The 14,640-nt window shown below is 70.0% G+C and carries 15 protein-coding genes; 2 read left to right on the forward strand and 13 right to left on the reverse strand.

Annotated features, from left to right (window positions below):
• Window positions 1-5: 5 nt before the first annotated feature.
• The 5 genes from PHA84_RS04825 to PHA84_RS04845 all read right to left on the reverse strand — a co-directional run bounded on the left by PHA84_RS04825 (window position 6) and on the right by PHA84_RS04845 (window position 3,823).
• Window positions 6-806 carry an ABC transporter permease gene (locus PHA84_RS04825; RefSeq protein WP_270886961.1) on the reverse strand — a complete coding sequence of 267 codons (801 nt, stop codon included), beginning with the start codon at window positions 804-806 and terminating at the stop codon, window positions 6-8.
• Window positions 803-1,687, reverse strand: coding sequence for an ABC transporter ATP-binding protein (locus tag PHA84_RS04830; RefSeq protein WP_270886962.1), 885 nt, complete (start codon window positions 1,685-1,687; stop codon window positions 803-805). The genes PHA84_RS04825 and PHA84_RS04830 overlap by 4 nt, the downstream gene beginning before the upstream one ends.
• An 8-nt stretch (window positions 1,688-1,695) precedes the next feature.
• Window positions 1,696-2,268 (reverse strand): LemA family protein, encoded by a 573-nt coding sequence (locus PHA84_RS04835; protein ID WP_270886963.1) that lies wholly within the window; start codon window positions 2,266-2,268, stop codon window positions 1,696-1,698.
• Window positions 2,269-2,391: 123 nt separating this feature from the next.
• Window positions 2,392-2,946 carry an orotate phosphoribosyltransferase gene (gene pyrE / locus PHA84_RS04840; RefSeq protein ID WP_270886964.1) on the reverse strand — a complete coding sequence of 185 codons (555 nt, stop codon included), beginning with the start codon at window positions 2,944-2,946 and terminating at the stop codon, window positions 2,392-2,394.
• 109 nt (window positions 2,947-3,055) lie between these two features.
• Window positions 3,056-3,823 (reverse strand): SDR family NAD(P)-dependent oxidoreductase, encoded by a 768-nt coding sequence (locus tag PHA84_RS04845; protein WP_270886965.1) that lies wholly within the window; start codon window positions 3,821-3,823, stop codon window positions 3,056-3,058.
• A gap of 37 nt (window positions 3,824-3,860) precedes the next feature.
• On the opposite strand from PHA84_RS04845, the gene PHA84_RS04850 reads away from it, so the two are divergent.
• Window positions 3,861-4,646 (forward strand): exodeoxyribonuclease III, encoded by a 786-nt coding sequence (locus PHA84_RS04850; RefSeq protein ID WP_270886966.1) that lies wholly within the window; start codon window positions 3,861-3,863, stop codon window positions 4,644-4,646.
• Between the two features lie 3 nt (window positions 4,647-4,649).
• On the opposite strand, the gene PHA84_RS04855 is transcribed toward PHA84_RS04850, so the two are convergent.
• The 3 genes from PHA84_RS04855 to clpB all read right to left on the reverse strand — a co-directional run bounded on the left by PHA84_RS04855 (window position 4,650) and on the right by clpB (window position 9,530).
• On the reverse strand, window positions 4,650-6,332 hold the full coding sequence (locus PHA84_RS04855) for an alpha-amylase family protein (protein ID WP_270886967.1): 1,683 nt from the start codon (window positions 6,330-6,332) through the stop codon (window positions 4,650-4,652).
• Window positions 6,333-6,414: 82 nt separating this feature from the next.
• On the reverse strand, window positions 6,415-6,852 hold the full coding sequence (locus PHA84_RS04860; protein ID WP_270886968.1) for a hypothetical protein: 438 nt from the start codon (window positions 6,850-6,852) through the stop codon (window positions 6,415-6,417).
• Window positions 6,853-6,947: 95 nt separating this feature from the next.
• Window positions 6,948-9,530, reverse strand: coding sequence for an ATP-dependent chaperone ClpB (gene clpB / locus PHA84_RS04865; RefSeq protein WP_270886969.1), 2,583 nt, complete (start codon window positions 9,528-9,530; stop codon window positions 6,948-6,950).
• Window positions 9,531-9,658: 128 nt separating this feature from the next.
• Between clpB and PHA84_RS04870 the strand changes: the two genes are divergently transcribed.
• Window positions 9,659-10,036, forward strand: coding sequence for a nitroreductase family deazaflavin-dependent oxidoreductase (locus PHA84_RS04870; protein WP_270886970.1), 378 nt, complete (start codon window positions 9,659-9,661; stop codon window positions 10,034-10,036).
• A 38-nt stretch (window positions 10,037-10,074) separates the two neighbouring features.
• Here the strand turns inward: PHA84_RS04870 and PHA84_RS04875 are convergent, their stop codons facing one another.
• The 5 genes from PHA84_RS04875 to dnaK are packed head-to-tail and all read right to left on the reverse strand — an operon-like array spanning window position 10,075 to window position 14,499.
• Window positions 10,075-10,350, reverse strand: a complete 276-nt coding sequence (locus PHA84_RS04875; RefSeq protein ID WP_270886971.1) for a ribonuclease E inhibitor RraB — start codon at window positions 10,348-10,350, stop codon at window positions 10,075-10,077.
• A gap of 23 nt (window positions 10,351-10,373) precedes the next feature.
• Entirely contained in the window at window positions 10,374-10,823 is a 450-nt protein-coding gene (locus tag PHA84_RS04880) for a heat shock protein transcriptional repressor HspR (protein WP_270886972.1), read from the reverse strand.
• A 6-nt stretch (window positions 10,824-10,829) separates the two neighbouring features.
• A complete protein-coding gene (locus PHA84_RS04885) occupies window positions 10,830-11,849 on the reverse strand; it encodes a DnaJ C-terminal domain-containing protein (protein ID WP_270886973.1) in 1,020 nt (339 codons plus the stop codon).
• A gap of 47 nt (window positions 11,850-11,896) precedes the next feature.
• Window positions 11,897-12,595 carry a nucleotide exchange factor GrpE gene (gene grpE, locus PHA84_RS04890; RefSeq protein ID WP_270886974.1) on the reverse strand — a complete coding sequence of 233 codons (699 nt, stop codon included), beginning with the start codon at window positions 12,593-12,595 and terminating at the stop codon, window positions 11,897-11,899.
• Window positions 12,592-14,499 (reverse strand): molecular chaperone DnaK, encoded by a 1,908-nt coding sequence (gene dnaK, locus PHA84_RS04895; protein WP_270886975.1) that lies wholly within the window; start codon window positions 14,497-14,499, stop codon window positions 12,592-12,594. Before dnaK ends, grpE begins: the two co-directional genes overlap by 4 nt.
• Window positions 14,500-14,640 lie beyond the last annotated feature (141 nt).

The raw sequence follows: 14,640 nt of genomic DNA on the forward strand, positions 1-14,640 counted from the left end.
CCCCGCTAGCTGGTGCCGCGTCGGGTCCAGCGGAAGGTGCGCGCGCACAGCACCAGGCCTGCCAGCAGCCAGGCGGCGAGCACGAGCGCGGTCCGGCCGGGCTCCCACGTACCGGCCATCTCCTGGCTCTGCCAGTGTTCGGGGAAGAACACCGAGCGCATGCCCTGAGCGACCCACTTGAGCGGGAACAGGGAGGCCACCTGCTTCAGCCACTCGGGCAGGTCGGTGAACGCGAAGTAGACGCCGGAGATGAACTGCAGGATGAGCATGGGGGCGATGACGACAGCCCCGGCGGAACGCGCCGAGGTGGCGACCGACGAGTACGCGATCCCCAGGACGGTCCCGCACCCGACGCCGAGCAGGAACACCCAGACGAACGTCGTCCAGTGCCCGAGGTCCGTCGGCAGCCGCACGTCGAAGGCGACACCGGAGAGGGCGAGCAGCAGGCCGAACTGGGCTATGGAGGTGACGGCCACGAGGCCGACCTTGCCGAGGAAGTAGGCGACGGGTGGCATGGGCGTCGCGCGCAGCCGCTTGAGGGTGCCGTCGTCGCGCTCGGCCGAGACGCTGAGCGCCACCGACTGGAAGCTGGTGAGCATCACCCCGGCAGCCACCATGCCGGGCAGGAAGAAGCGCGCCGCATTGACGCCGGAGGCCTTGTCGAAGTCCTGCCCAGCGAAGATCACCGAGAACATCGAGAGCATGACGATGGGGAAGGCGAACGAGAAGAACACCGCCTCCCTTTCCCGGAAGTACATCTTCAGCTCCAGGACCGTCCGGTCCCAGCCGATCGAGAGTGCCCTCATGCGTGGACGTCCTCCTCGTGCGGCTCGGCCGCCGAGGTGTTCACGTGTGGCGCGATCAGCGTGAGGTAGGTGTCCTCCAGAGTGGGCCTGGTCACGGTCAGCCGGGGGATCTCCCCGCCCAGCCGCGACGCGAGCCGAGCGACCGCCTCGGTGGGCGTGCTGGTCCGCTCGGTATGCCGCGTGCCCGCCTCGTCCCAGCTCACCGCCGCCTCGGACGAGGCCCGTCCGCCGAGGTTCGAGGGCGTGTCGACGGCCAGCATGCGACCCGCCGCGATGACCCCGACCCGGTCGGCGAGGTGCTCCGCCTCGTCAAGGTAGTGGGTCGTCAGCAGGATCGTGGTCCCGCTCTCGGCCAGCGAGGTGATGAGCTCCCAGAACTGTCTTCGGGCCTCGGGGTCGAAACCGGTCGTGGGCTCGTCGAGAAAGAGCAGCTCGGGGCTGCCCACGATGCCCAGGGCGACGTCGACCCGACGCCGTTGTCCTCCGCTGAGCCGGCCGATCCTGTCCTGCGCCCTGTCCGCCAGCCCGACCGCTGCGATCACCTCGTCCACCTGGCGTGGACGCGAGTACGCCCGGGCGGTGGACCGCACCGCTTCCCGGACCGTCAGCAGGTCCAGGCCGGAGGAGGTCTGGAGGACGACGCCGAGCCGGTCGCGCCAGGCCAGACCGGCTCGCTCCGGGTCCTCACCGAGGACGGTGACCTCGCCGCCGTCTCGGTGCCGGAAGCCCTCGAGAATCTCCACTGCGGTGGTCTTGCCGGCGCCGTTGGGGCCGAGCAGGGCGAACACCTCACCGCGCTCGATCCGTAGGTCGATGCCGTCCAGCGCGGCACGGTCCCCGTACCTCTTGCGCAGCCCGGTCGCCATTATGGGTGCGTCCATGAGCGACGTCAGGGCTCTCGGAAGTCGACCTTGACCGGCTCCCGCTCCCGGCCCTCAGCCTCGAAGTACTCGGCCTGACGGATGCCGAAGAGGTTCGCCACGACGTTGGACGGCACGGTCTCGACCTTGGTGTTGAGCTCACGGACTGTGGCGTTGTAGTACCGCCGTGCCGAGGCGATGCGGTCCTCGGTGGAGGTGAGCTCCTGCTGGAGAGCCATGAAGTTCTGGTTGGCCTTGAGGTCGGGATAGGCCTCGGCCACAGCGATGAGGCGCCCGAGTGCCTGGGACAGCAGACCCTCGCTCTGGGCCTGCTGGGCCGGTGACTGGCCACCAGCCATCGCGGCCGACCGAGCACGCATGACGTCCTCGAGGGTGCCCCGCTCGTGCGCGGCGTAGCCCTTGACCGTCTGCACCAGGTTCCCGATGAGGTCGTGTCTGCGCTTCAGCTCGACGTCGATCTGGCGCCAGGCCTCCTGGACGAGGTTCCGCAGCCTGACCAGACCGTTGTAGACCGCGACCGCCCAGAGCAGGAAGAGCACGACGAGCGCGACGACAGCGCCGATGACGATCCACGTGGTCATGCGCGGGCTCCTGTGCTCTGGTGTGTCCTGGCGGTGCCGGTCCGGCCTTGGTGGTGCACGCGATCCTAGTGGAGCCGACGCGCCGCTCCCCGCTCTCTGTGGCAGCTCGTCGGTGCCACCCCGTCACGCCAGCCCGAGCTCGTCCAGCCCGTAGACGTAGCGGTACTCCAGCCCTGCCTCGGCGAACTTCTCGGCGGCGCCCGTCGCCCGGTCCGCGATGGTTGCCACGGCCACCACCTCGGCCCCCGCCTCGCGCGCTGCCGTGGCCGCTTCCAGCGGAGACGTCCCGGTCGTGGAGGTGTCCTCGACGATGACCACCCGGCGTCCCGAGATCGACGGCCCTTCGATGCGCTGCTGGAGCCCGTGCGCCTTGCCGGCCTTCCGGACGACGAAGGCGTCCTTGCGGTCCCCGGCCGCTGCGCTGGCATGGAGGACGGCGGCGGCGACCGGGTCCGCACCCAGGGTCAGGCCGCCGACGGCGTCGAAGTCGAGGTCCGCCACGAGGTCCCGCATGACCTGGCCCACCAGTGGTGCTGCCTCGCCGTCGAGGGTGATGCGACGGAGGTCGACGTAGTAGTCGGCCTCCCGTCCGGACGAGAGGGTCACCCTGCCGTGGACGATGGCCTTGTCCTTGACGATCTCCAGGAGGCGGGCGCGGGCGGAGGCGGTGTCGGTCACGGTCGGCCAGCCTAGCGAGGGCCGCGGGGTCGCTAGCGGCCCAGGGGGCTCGCCCTGGCCGTCCGGACCACGGAGCGGGCGCCACCTCTGTGCGGTCCGATGCCGGACCTCAGCCCTTGGGTCGGTGAACCGTCCGCGCCCGAGCCCGGACCACCTGGCGGGGGATGAGGCGCAGGGCGGCGACGACGAGCTTGTACTGCCACCCGGGCACGGACACGACCTTGCCGCGCGCCACGTCGTCGAGGCATTCCCGGACGAGGCGGCCACTGTCCAGCCACAGGAACTTCGGCAGGCTCGACATGTTGAGGCCGGCGCGCTGGTGGAACTCCGTTCGGGTGAACCCGGGGCACAGGGCTGTCGCCGTGACCCCGGACCCGGCCAGCTCCGTGGACAGGGCTTCGGTGAGGACCGTGACGAAAGCCTTCTCCGCGGAGTACGGACCCGAGGCGATGAACGAGGCCACCGACGAGACGTTCACGATCGCGCCGTGGCCGCGCCTGCGCATCGCGTTGGCCGCGGCATGCGACAGCACCAGGACGGCACGGGCCAGGACGTCGAAGACCGCCTCCTCCTCGCTGATGTCGTTGTCGAGGAACCGCCTCTTCAACGAGTACCCCGCGTTGTTGACGAGCAGGTCCACGGGGCGCGCCTGGTCGGCGAGCCGCTCCGCCACCTTCCCCGTGTCGGCGCGGTCGGAGAGGTCGGCCACCAGGATCTCGGTGCCCACGCCATACGTCGCGCGGAGCTCGTCGGAGACGTTCTCGAGGCGCGCACGGTCCCGGGCGACCAGCACGACGTCGTGCCCTCGCTCGGCGAGCTGGTGGACGAAGGACAGGCCGATGCCGGCCGTGGCCCCGGTGACGAGGGCGGTGCTCATGCCGTCACTCTAGGCGCGTCCGCATAGGGTTACCCCCGTGCGTATCGCCACCTGGAACGTCAACTCGATCCGCTCGCGCATCGACCGCGTCGAGGCCTGGCTCCAGCGCAGCGACGTGGACGTCCTGGCGATCCAGGAGACGAAGGCGACGGACGCGCAGTTCCCCTTCGAGCGGTTGCAGGCCCTGGGGTACGAGGTGGCGCACCACGGCTTCAACCACTGGAACGGGGTCGCCATCCTCTCTCGCGTGGGGCTGGGCGCGGTGACCCCGGCCTTCGCTGGGGCGCCGGCCTGGGGAGAGCCACCCGTGGTGGAGGCACGGGCGCTGTCGGCGACGTGCGGCGGCATCCACGTGACGTCGGTCTACGTGCCCAACGGCCGCAACATCCGCGACCCGCACATGGAGTACAAGCTCTCCTGGCTGGAGGCCCTGGGGGCGCAGGCCCGGCGATGGGCCGCGGACGGGCAGCAGGCCGTGATCATGGGCGACTGGAACATCGCGCCCCAGGACGACGACGTCTGGTCCATGTCGTACTACCTCGACAAGAGCCATGTCTCGCCAGGAGAGCGTGCGGCCTTCCAGGGCATCCTCGACGCCGGCTACGTCGACGTGGTCCGCCCGCACACCCCGGGACCGGGGACGTACACCTACTGGGACTACACCATGCTCGCCTTCCAGAAGCGGCGCGGCATGCGGATCGACTTCGTCCTCGGGTCGCCGGCCTTCGCCGAGCGGGTGAGCGGAGCAGCCATCGACCGCGAGGAGCGCAAGGGCAAGGGCGCCTCCGACCACGCTCCGGTCGTCGTGCAGCTGGAGGCCTGACCGTCAGGGGAGCCTCGCCGACCCCCGGGGGTGGACCCGGAGCCACCGGTAGCCGTACCCCTGCAGAGCCAGCGACACCCGACCTCCCTCGTCGGTCTGCTCCTGCCCGTCAGCGAGCAGGTCCACCAGCCGGACGTCGGCGTCGGGCAGCACCAGGTCCACGGACACCGGCTCGGCCCCCAGGTTGTGGACGGTCAGGACAGCGGCGTCGTCCCAACGGCTCACGTGGGCAAGCACCTGACGGTACGGCTGCTCCAGGAGCTCCATCTCGCCCCAGCCGAGCTCCGGACACTGGCGGTAGGCCCTGATGAGGGCGTGCATGAAGGTCCACAGCGAGTCCGGGTCGCGCCGCTGCTGTGCCGCGTTGACGTGCTGGGGGCCGTAGCCACCGGGCGTCGGCCGGCTGACGAGACGGCCTGGCCGCGCCGTCGAGAAGCCGCCGTTGAGGCCGTCCGTCCACTGCATCGGGGTCCGTACCGCCATCCGTCCCTCGGCTTCGAGGTCCTCCCCCATCCCGATCTCCTCCCCGTAGAAGATCGTCGGCGTCCCGGGCAGCGAGAACAGGAGGCTGTAGGCCATCCGGACCCGGCGCGGGTCGCCGCCCAGCATCGGCGGCAGCCGGCGCTTGAGGCCCCGACCGTAGATCTGCATCTCGGGCTCCGGTCCGAAGGCGTCGAAGACCTCCTGTCGCTCCTCCTGCGAGAGCTTGTCGAGGGTCAGCTCGTCGTGGTTGCGCACGAAGGTCGCCCACTGGCACAGGGGGTGGATCCGGGGGCGGCTGCGAAGAGCCCGGACCAGCGGACTGACGTCCTCGCGCGCCATCGACAGGTAGAAGGTCTGCATCGCCAGGAAGTCGAACATCATGTGCAGCTCGTTGCCCTCGTCCCCCCCGAAGTACTTCCTCTGGTCCTCGGGCGGGATGTTCACCTCACCGAGCAGGATCGCGTCTCCCTTGCGGCGGTTGAGGAACGCCCGCAGGTCGCGCAGATGCTGATGGGGGTCGGCCGGCACCTCGGGGTGGTCCGCGCTGCCGCCCTTGCTCTCCACGTCGTCGACGAAGAAGGGCACGGCGTCGACGCGGAAGCCGTCGAGGCCGAGCTGGGTCCAGAAACCCATCACCCGCGCGAGCTCGTCCCGCACCTCGCGGTGCGCCGTGTTGAGGTCGGGCTGGTACGAGTAGAAGTGGTGCAGGTACCACTCTCCCGTCCGGTCGTCCTTGGCCCAGATGCTGTCCTCCTTGTCGGGGAACACGACCTGGCCCGAGGTGTCGGGGGGCGGGTCGGAGCGCCAGACGTAGAAGTCACGGTGGTCGTTGGTCGTACTGCGTCGGGCCGCTTTGAACCACGGGTGCTGGTCCGAGGTGTGGTTGATGACCAGGTCGGCGATCACGCGCAGCCCCCGGTCCTTGGCCGTCCGGATGACCTCGACGAGCTGGCCGTGGTCACCGAGGCGCCGGTCGACGCCGTAGAAGTCGACGACGTCGTAGCCGTCGTCGCGGCTGGGGGTCGGGTAGAACGGCATGAGCCACAGGCAGGTGACCCCCAGCTCCGCCAGGTAGTCGATGCGGTCCGCGAGGCCCCTCAGGTCACCGACGCCGTCCCCGTCGGAGTCGTAGAAGGTCTCCACATCGACGCAGTAGATGACGGCCGTCTTCCACCACAGGTCGCTGGTGTCCGTGACGCGCATGGACCTCACCCGACCACAACGACCGCTCCTCGGCCACCGCTGGGGATCCTAGGCCGAGGAGAGCGAGCGGGGTCCTACGCCCTTACCGCACGTCCTCCGGCGTGGCCTCGTGACCGGGGAGACCCTCGGTACGGCGGTCCTGCTTCAGCCCCGACTCGTAGACATGGCGTCGGCCCTGCACCAGCTCGTCCCGGACGGCCTTCTCGAGCCTGCGGAAGTCGGCGTAGTAGCCGTCGTCGAACTCCTCCACGATCTGGAAGGTCCAGTGGCCGGGGATGAGGTTGCGTCCGACGACCTCCTGCTCCAGCTGGTCCGCGAGCTCGCGATGACCAGCGTCGCGGAGCAGCGCGCACGCCTCCCCCAGGGCAAAGTCCGCGATGCCCACGAGGCGATGCACGCCGTACAGCCTGCCCCGCAGCTCCTCCACGGCTTCGAACGCCTCGCTCACCTTGGCCACCGCGCGCACGGTCGCGTCGGTCACGCCCTCGGGACGCCGGTCCAGCTCTGCTTGTCCACCCATGGGCCTTATGCCATCACGAGGCGCGTCCCGCCGCGACGCGAAAGTGCGCCGTCCCGGGACGGGACGGCGCACTTTCGGGTGGCTTTCTCGTCGCCTCAGGCAACCCGCTCCGCGCTGCGCACCACCAGATGGTCCGCGAGCTCGTCCCGGTCGATGAGGACCGTGTCGCCGTCGCGCACCTCTCCGGAGAGGACGGCAGTGGCGAGTCGGTCGCCTATCTCCTTCTGCACCAAGCGGCGCAGCGGGCGGGCGCCGTACGCGGGGTCGTAGCCGGTGATGGCGAGCCACTCCCGCGCCGCCTCCGTCACCTCCAGAGTGATCCGGCGGTCGAGCAGCCGGCCGGCGAGCTCACGCACCTGCAGCTCCACGATGCTGGCCAGCTCCTCCGAAGTGAGGGCGTCGAAGATGACGACCTCGTCCAGCCGGTTGAGGAACTCCGGCTTGAAGCTCGCCCTGACGACTCCCATCACCGCCTCACGCTTCGCCGACTCCTCCATCGTCGGGTCGACGAGAAACTGGCTGCCGAGGTTGCTCGTCATCACGAGCATGACGTTGCGGAAGTCGACGGTCCGACCCTGGCCGTCGGTGAGCCGCCCGTCGTCGAGCACCTGGAGCAGGATGTCGAACGTCTCGGGGTGGGCCTTCTCGACCTCGTCCAGAAGCACCACCGAGTACGGCCGGCGTCGGACGGCCTCTGTCAGCTGGCCGCCCTCCTCGTAGCCGACGTAGCCGGGCGGCGCTCCGATGAGGCGCGCGACGGCGTGGCGCTCGGAGTACTCGCTCATGTCGATCCGGACCATGGCCCGCTCGTCGTCGAAGAGGAAGTCGGCGAGCGCCTTGGCGAGCTCCGTCTTCCCGACGCCGGTGGGGCCGAGGAAGAGGAAGGAGCCGGTCGGCCGGTTCGGGTCCGACAGCCCGGCGCGGGAGCGCCGTACGGCGTCGGACACCGCCCGGACCGCGGCGGTCTGCCCGATGAGCCGGGAGCCGATGATGGACTCCATTGACAGCAGCTTCTCGGTCTCCCCCTGGAGCAGCCGGCCGGCCGGGATGCCGGTCCACGCCGAGATCACCTCCGCGATGTCGTCCGCGCCGACGCGCTCCTTGACCATGAGGTCGGCCTCGTGACGGGTCACCTCGGCCTCCGTCGCCTCCGCGAGCTGCGCCTCCAGGTCGCGGATCTCGCCGTACTCGATCCGGCTCGCGGTCTCGAAGTCGTACTCGCGGCGCGCCTTCTCCAGCCGCGTGCGCGCCTCGTCGATGCGGGTCTTGAGGTCGCCGACCCGGTTGAGCCCCGACTTCTCGGCCTCCCAGCGGGCGTTGAGGGCGGCCAGCTCCTCCGACTTGTTGGCCAGGTCCTCGCGGAGCCGGGACAGACGCTCCACGGACGCCTCGTCTGTCTCGCGCTCCAGGTGCAGCTCCTCCATCTTGAGCCGGTCGACGGCACGGCGGAGCTCGTCGATCTCGACCGGGCTGGAGTCGATCTCCATGCGCAGCCGCGACGCCGCCTCGTCGACAAGGTCGATCGCCTTGTCGGGGAGCTGGCGGCCGCTGATGTAGCGGTCGGACAGGGACGCCGCCGCGACCAGCGCGGCATCCTCGATCTCCACCTTGTGGTGAGCCTCGTAGCGCTCCTTGAGGCCTCGCAGGATCGCGATGGTGTCCTCGACCGACGGCTCGCCGACGAACACCTGCTGGAACCGCCGCTCGAGTGCGGGGTCCTTCTCGATGTGCTGGCGGTACTCGTCGAGCGTGGTGGCACCGACCATACGGAGCTCGCCGCGTGCCAGGAGGGGCTTGAGCATGTTGCCGGCGTCCATGGCGCCCTCGCCGGTGGCGCCGGCACCGACGACGGTGTGCAGCTCGTCGATGAAGGTGACGATCTGGCCGTTGCTCTCCTTGATCTCCTCGAGGACCGCCTTGAGGCGCTCCTCGAACTCACCGCGGTACTTGGCACCGGCGACCATGGCACTGAGGTCGAGGCTGACCAGCCGCTTGTCGCGCAAGGACTCCGGGACGTCACCGTCGACGATGCGCTGGGCCAGACCCTCCACCACGGCGGTCTTGCCGACGCCGGGCTCGCCGATGAGGACGGGGTTGTTCTTGGTACGCCGTGACAGCACCTGTACGACCCGCCGGATCTCCGCGTCACGGCCGATGACGGGGTCGAGCTTGCCGTCGCGAGCCGCCTGGGTGAGGTCGGTGCCGTACTTGGCGAGCGCCTCCGAGGTCGCCTCGGGGTTCTCGGTGGTGACCTTGTGACCACCACGGAGCACGGGGATCTGCGCCTCGACGGCTTTGGCGTCGACCTTCACCTTGACGGCGTTCTTCTCCAGCAGCGCCAGGAGCAGCACGTCCGTTGACAGGAAGGTGTCACCCATGGCCTGCATGAGCGTGGTGGCGTGCTGTAGCACAGCCAGCGCCTGCTGGCCGAGGCCTGGCGTGGCGACTGACGTGCCGGCGGTGCGGGGGAGGGTGGACAGGGCCTGCCGAGCGGCCGTCGCGAAGGCGGCCGTCGTGGTACCCCCAGCGGTGAGCAGAGCATCCGTCGTGGTGTCCGGCTGCTCGGTCAGGGCAAGGGCGAGGTGGGCGGGCGTGATCTCGGGGTGGCCGTTGCTCTGCGCCTCACGTTGGGCCAGGGCCAGGGCCTCTCCCACCTTGGCAGTGGGCTTGAGCTCCATGGGGTGTGATCTCCTGCGGTCGAGGGGATGGGGTTCACTGGGGACAACCGCGACAAAGTTGAGCGTATTCCGCTCAACCTTGTGCTGCAAGCTCGTCGGCCGGCGGCAGGACGGCATACGGTGGGGCCATGCCGATCCCTCGAGCGGTCGGCCGGCTCAACAAGGTGGCGCTGAACCACCTCACCCGGCCGCTGCTGCGCCACCTCCCGGGCTTCGCGGTGATCCACCACCGTGGACGTCGCTCGGGCCGCGAGTTCCAGACGCCCGTGAACCTCTTCCCCAAGCCCGGCGGGTACGTCGTCGCCCTGACGTACGGTCCAGAGACCGACTGGGTGAGGAACGTGCTCGCCGCCGGGGAGTGCGTCGTCGAGACTCGCGGGACGCTCGTGCGGTGTGGGCAGCCACGGGTCTACCGCGACCCCGAGCGGCACCACATCCGGGCGTTCGAGCGCGCGGTGCTCGGGGCGATCCAGGTGGAGTACTTCCTGGAGCTGCGCCGGGTCTGACAGCGCGGGGGGAAACCCCCGCCGACCGACAGCCCCAGTCAGAGGACCGGGGGCGCGGGCTCGGGGTCGTACCAGCCACCTCGCTCCCGCGCCAGCGCGCTGAACCGCTCGCGAAGACCCCCTTCGACAGGGCCGGACTCGTCGGCGACCATCGGCTCGACCACGTGCACCCCCCACTCGTGGGCCTCGGAGTCGTCCTCTCCCGCGAGAGCCTCCCGGATGACGCGGACCTCGGTGAAACCCTCCTCGGCCAGCTCCGCCGCGACGTCCTCCGCAGTCGCACGGTCGGGGAAGACCAACAGGTGCTCACTCATGACGCGAGTATGCAGCCAACACCTCAGGAGGTGGGCCGCCAGACCACGAGGGCCTGGTTGCGCGTCGAGCGAGGACGTTCCCCTGCGCGCAGCGCGATGACATCCCCCGTGGGCCCGACGGCGAACACGCGCGGAACCGCCCCGCCGCCCGCCGAGGCCCGAGCCCGCTCGAGCTCTCGGTGCAGCTCCTGGACTCGCCCCTGCAGCGCCGAGACCTGGTTCTCCAGCTCGAGGATCCGCTGGATGCCCGCGAGGCTGACCCCCTGCTGGGAGAGGCGCTGCACCTCACGGAGCAGCGCGACGTCCCGTCCTGAGTAGCGACGGCCCCCACCGCGGGTGCGGGAGGGCGTCACCAGGCCCAGGCGGTCGTACTGCCGCAGGGTCTGGGCGTGCATGCCGGCGAGCGTCGCCGCCACGGAGATCACGTACGTCGGCGCGTCGTCCTCGGCAGCGCCTCCGAGCGCTTCTGACACCGGTCGTCACCTCCTGGAGTTGGCGAACAGCTCGGCTCGCGGGTCGTGTCCCCGGTCCTCGTCCCGCAAGGTCTCGACCGCTGCCTTCGCCTCGTCCGAGAGTCTCTGCGGCACCACCACGCTCACCCGGACGAGCAGGTCGCCCGGCTTGTCCTTCTTCGGTACGCCGCGGCCCTTGAGCCGCAGCACCCTCCCGCTGGGAGTCCCGGCCGGGATGCGGACCTTGACGGGCTCACCGTCGAGCGTGGGGACCGAGACCGTGGCGCCGAGCGCCGCCTCAGCGAAGGTCACGGGCAGGTCGACGGTGAGGTTGTCGCCGTCACGACCGAACACCGGGTGCTGCTCGACGCTGACCGTCAGGATGAGGTCGCCCGCCGGCGCGCCTGCCTCTCCGGGCTGGCCCTTCCCACGGAGCCGGATCTTCTGGCCGTCCTTGACGCCCGCCGGGATGCGCGTGGTGATCTGCCCGCCACCGTTGGTGCCCAGAGTCACCGTGGCACCTTCCACCGCGTCGCGGAACGACAGGGTGGTCCGGGCGCTGAGGTCGGCCCCGCGACGGGGCCCGGTCGGGGCGCGGAACCCCGTGCCGCCGTAGCCCGAACCGCCCCCGCCGAACATGCCTCCGAGGAGGTCCTCGAGGTCCGGCTGGGCGGAGCCGCCCGTGGAGTACCGGACCCGTGGGCCTCCTGCACTCCCGCCGCCCCCGCCGCCGCCGAACATCGTGGAGAAGATGTCCTCGAAGCCGCCCGCGGCACCACCGGGCCCGCCTGCCGTGAAGCGGGCTCCGCCGCGTGCCATCTGGCGCACGGCGTCGTACTCCCGCCTCTGCTCGGGGTCGGAGAGGACGGAGTGCGCCTCGCCGATCTCCTTGAACCGTTGCTCCGCTGAGCTGTCCCCGGCGTTCTGGTCAGGGTGGTACTTGCGAGCCAGCTTGCGGTAGGCCTTCTTGATCGCCGCGTCGTCGGCGTCCTGGGGGACGCCGAGGATCGCGTAGAAGTCCTTCTCGAACCAGTCCTGGCTAGCCATGTCGACGTCCTCCCTTCAGCTGTCCTCTGGCCGCGATGATGGTGGGGTCACTCGGGATCCGCCACGGCGACCCGCGCCGCGCGCAGGATCCGCTCACCAGCCCGGTACCCCGGCTGGAGCACCTGTACGACGGTGGTGGAGCCGGTCGAGGCCACCGACTCGTCCTGTGGCCACGCCGTGTGCATCAACGCCTCGTGCAACGAGGGGTCGAACTCCTCCCCGACGGCGCCGTACCTCTCGAGGCCGAACTTGCCCAGGGTGGTCTCCAGCTTGTCGGCGATCGCCGCGAACGGGCCGCCCTCGAGGTCGCCATGCTCGCGAGCCGCGTGGATGTCGTCCAGGACCGGGAGCAGCGCCTCCACGACGGACTGCGCAGCACGCTCCTGCACCACGGCGCGGTCGCGGTCCACCCGCCGCTTGTAGTTGACGTACTCGGCCTGCAGCCGCTGCAGGTCGGCGAGCCGCTCGGCGGCCAGTGCCGTGTCGTCCGCGACGGGGGAGGCCTCAGCGAGGGGCGAAGCGTCGTCGGCAGGCGCCGCTGCACCCGCGGCAGCGGGCGGCGCGCCCGCGGCCGAACCGTCTCCGCTGGGCTCCTGCGCGGCCACGGCCTCCTGCTCGGCCTGGACCTGGTCGGCTCCGGTGTCGGGGTCCTGCGAAGGTGTCTGCGCCTCGGCAGTGGTGGGCACGGTGCTGTCCGCGCCCACCACCTCCTCGGCATCCTGCGAAGCGACGTTGCGCTCGGTCACTTCTTCTCCTCGTCGTCCTCGACGACCTCGGCGTCGACGACGTCGTCCGGGGCCGAGCCGGAGGCCGATCCGGAGGCTCCGGGGCCACCGGCCGTGCCGGAGCCGTCAGCCGAGGCACCGCCCTGCTCCGCCTCGCTGGCCGCGGCATACATCGCCGTGCCCAGCTTCTGCGACTCCTGCGACAGCGTGGCGCTCTTGGTCGAGATGTCCTCTGCGGTGGCACCGGACTCGGGCTTGAGGGCCCCCTTCAGGTCGGCCAGCGCGGCATCGACCTCACCGCGGCCGTCGGCCGGCAGCTTGTCCGCGTTGTCGGCAAGGAACTTCTCGGTCGAGTAGACGAGCTGCTCGGCCGTGTTGCGCGCCTCGGTCTCCTCGCGCCGCTTGCGGTCCTCCTCGGCGTGCTCCTCGGCCTCCCGAACCATGCGCTCGATGTCCTCCTTGGGGAGCGCGGACCCGCCCGAGATGGTGATCTTCTGCTCCTGGCCGGTGCCCCGGTCCTTGGCGGACACGTTCACGATGCCGTTGGCGTCGATGTCGAAGGTGACCTCGATCTGCGGCACGCCCCGCGGGGCGGGCGCGATCCCGGTGAGCTCGAACGTACCGAGCTGCTTGTTGTGCTGAGCGATCTCGCGCTCACCCTGGAACACCTGGATCAGCACGCTGGGCTGGTTGTCCTCCGCCGTCGAGAAGACCTCGGAACGCTTGGTCGGGATCGCCGTGTTGCGCTCGATGAGCTTGGTGAACAGACCACCCTTGGTCTCGATGCCCAGGCTCAGCGGCGTGACGTCGATGAGCAGCACGTCCTTGCGCTCGCCCTTGAGGACACCGGCCTGGAGCGAGGCCCCCACAGCGACGACCTCGTCGGGGTTGACGCCCTTGTTGGGCTCCTTGCCGCCGGTGAGCTCCTTGACCAGGGCCGAGACGGCGGGCATGCGGGTCGAGCCACCGACGAGGACCACGTGGTCGATGTCGGACAGCGAGATGCCGGCGTCCTTGATGACGTTCTGGAACGGCTGGCGGGTCCGGTCGAGCAGGTCCTTGGTCATCTGCTCGAACTGCGCCCGGCTGATCGTCTCCTCGAGGTGGATCGGGCCGTTCTCCGACATGGAGAGGTACTGCAGGCTCACGTTGGTCGACGTGGAGCTGGAGAGCTCCTTCTTGGCCTGCTCGGCGGCGTCACGCAGCCGCTGCATCGCGATCTTGTCCTTGGCGAGGTCCACCCCTGAGGTGTTCCGGACGGTGCTCAGCAGGTGGTTGACGATGCGCTCGTCCCAGTCGTCCCCACCGAGCTGGTTGTCACCGGAGGTGGCCTTCACCTGGATCGTGGAGAAGCCGTCCTCGGGGTCCTTTCCCACCTCGAGCAGCGAGACGTCGAAGGTGCCGCCACCGAGGTCGAAGACGAGGATCAGCTCGTCCTCCTTGCCCTTGTCGAGGCCGTACGCCAGCGCCGCGGCGGTGGGCTCGTTGATGATGCGCAGGACGTTCAGGCCCGCGATCTCGCCGGCCTCCTTGGTGGCCTGGCGCTCGTGGTCGTCGAAGTACGCCGGCACGGTGATGACCGCGTCGGTGACGTTCTCGCCGAGGTAGGACTCCGCGTCGCGCTTGAGCTTCTGCAGGATGCGCGCGCTGATCTCCTGGGCGGTGTAGCGCTTGCCGTCGATCTCCGGGGACTTCCAGTCGGTCCCGATGTGGCGCTTCACGGAGCGGATGGTGCGTTCGACGTTGGTGACGGCCTGGCGCTTCGCGATCTCGCCGACCAGCACCTCGCCCCCCTTGGAGAAGGCGACGACGGACGGGGTGGTGCGACCCCCCTCCGCGTTGGCGATGATGGTGGGCTCGCCGCCCTCGAGGACGGCGACAGCCGAGTTGGTGGTACCGAGGTCGATGCCGACCGCACGTGCCATGGTGATCTCTCCTGTGCTGCTGGGGTTGAGTTGTCTCGACTCAAGTTAGGACGCCGTACGCCGCGTGGCAAATCCGGCACGTCGAACTTGAGTTCATCAGGCTCAACTTTCGGCGCCCGCGGATTGTTCCCAGCACCAGGC

Source organism: Pedococcus sp. 5OH_020 (assembly GCF_027812955.1).
Lineage (GTDB): Bacteria > Actinomycetota > Actinomycetes > Actinomycetales > Dermatophilaceae > Pedococcus.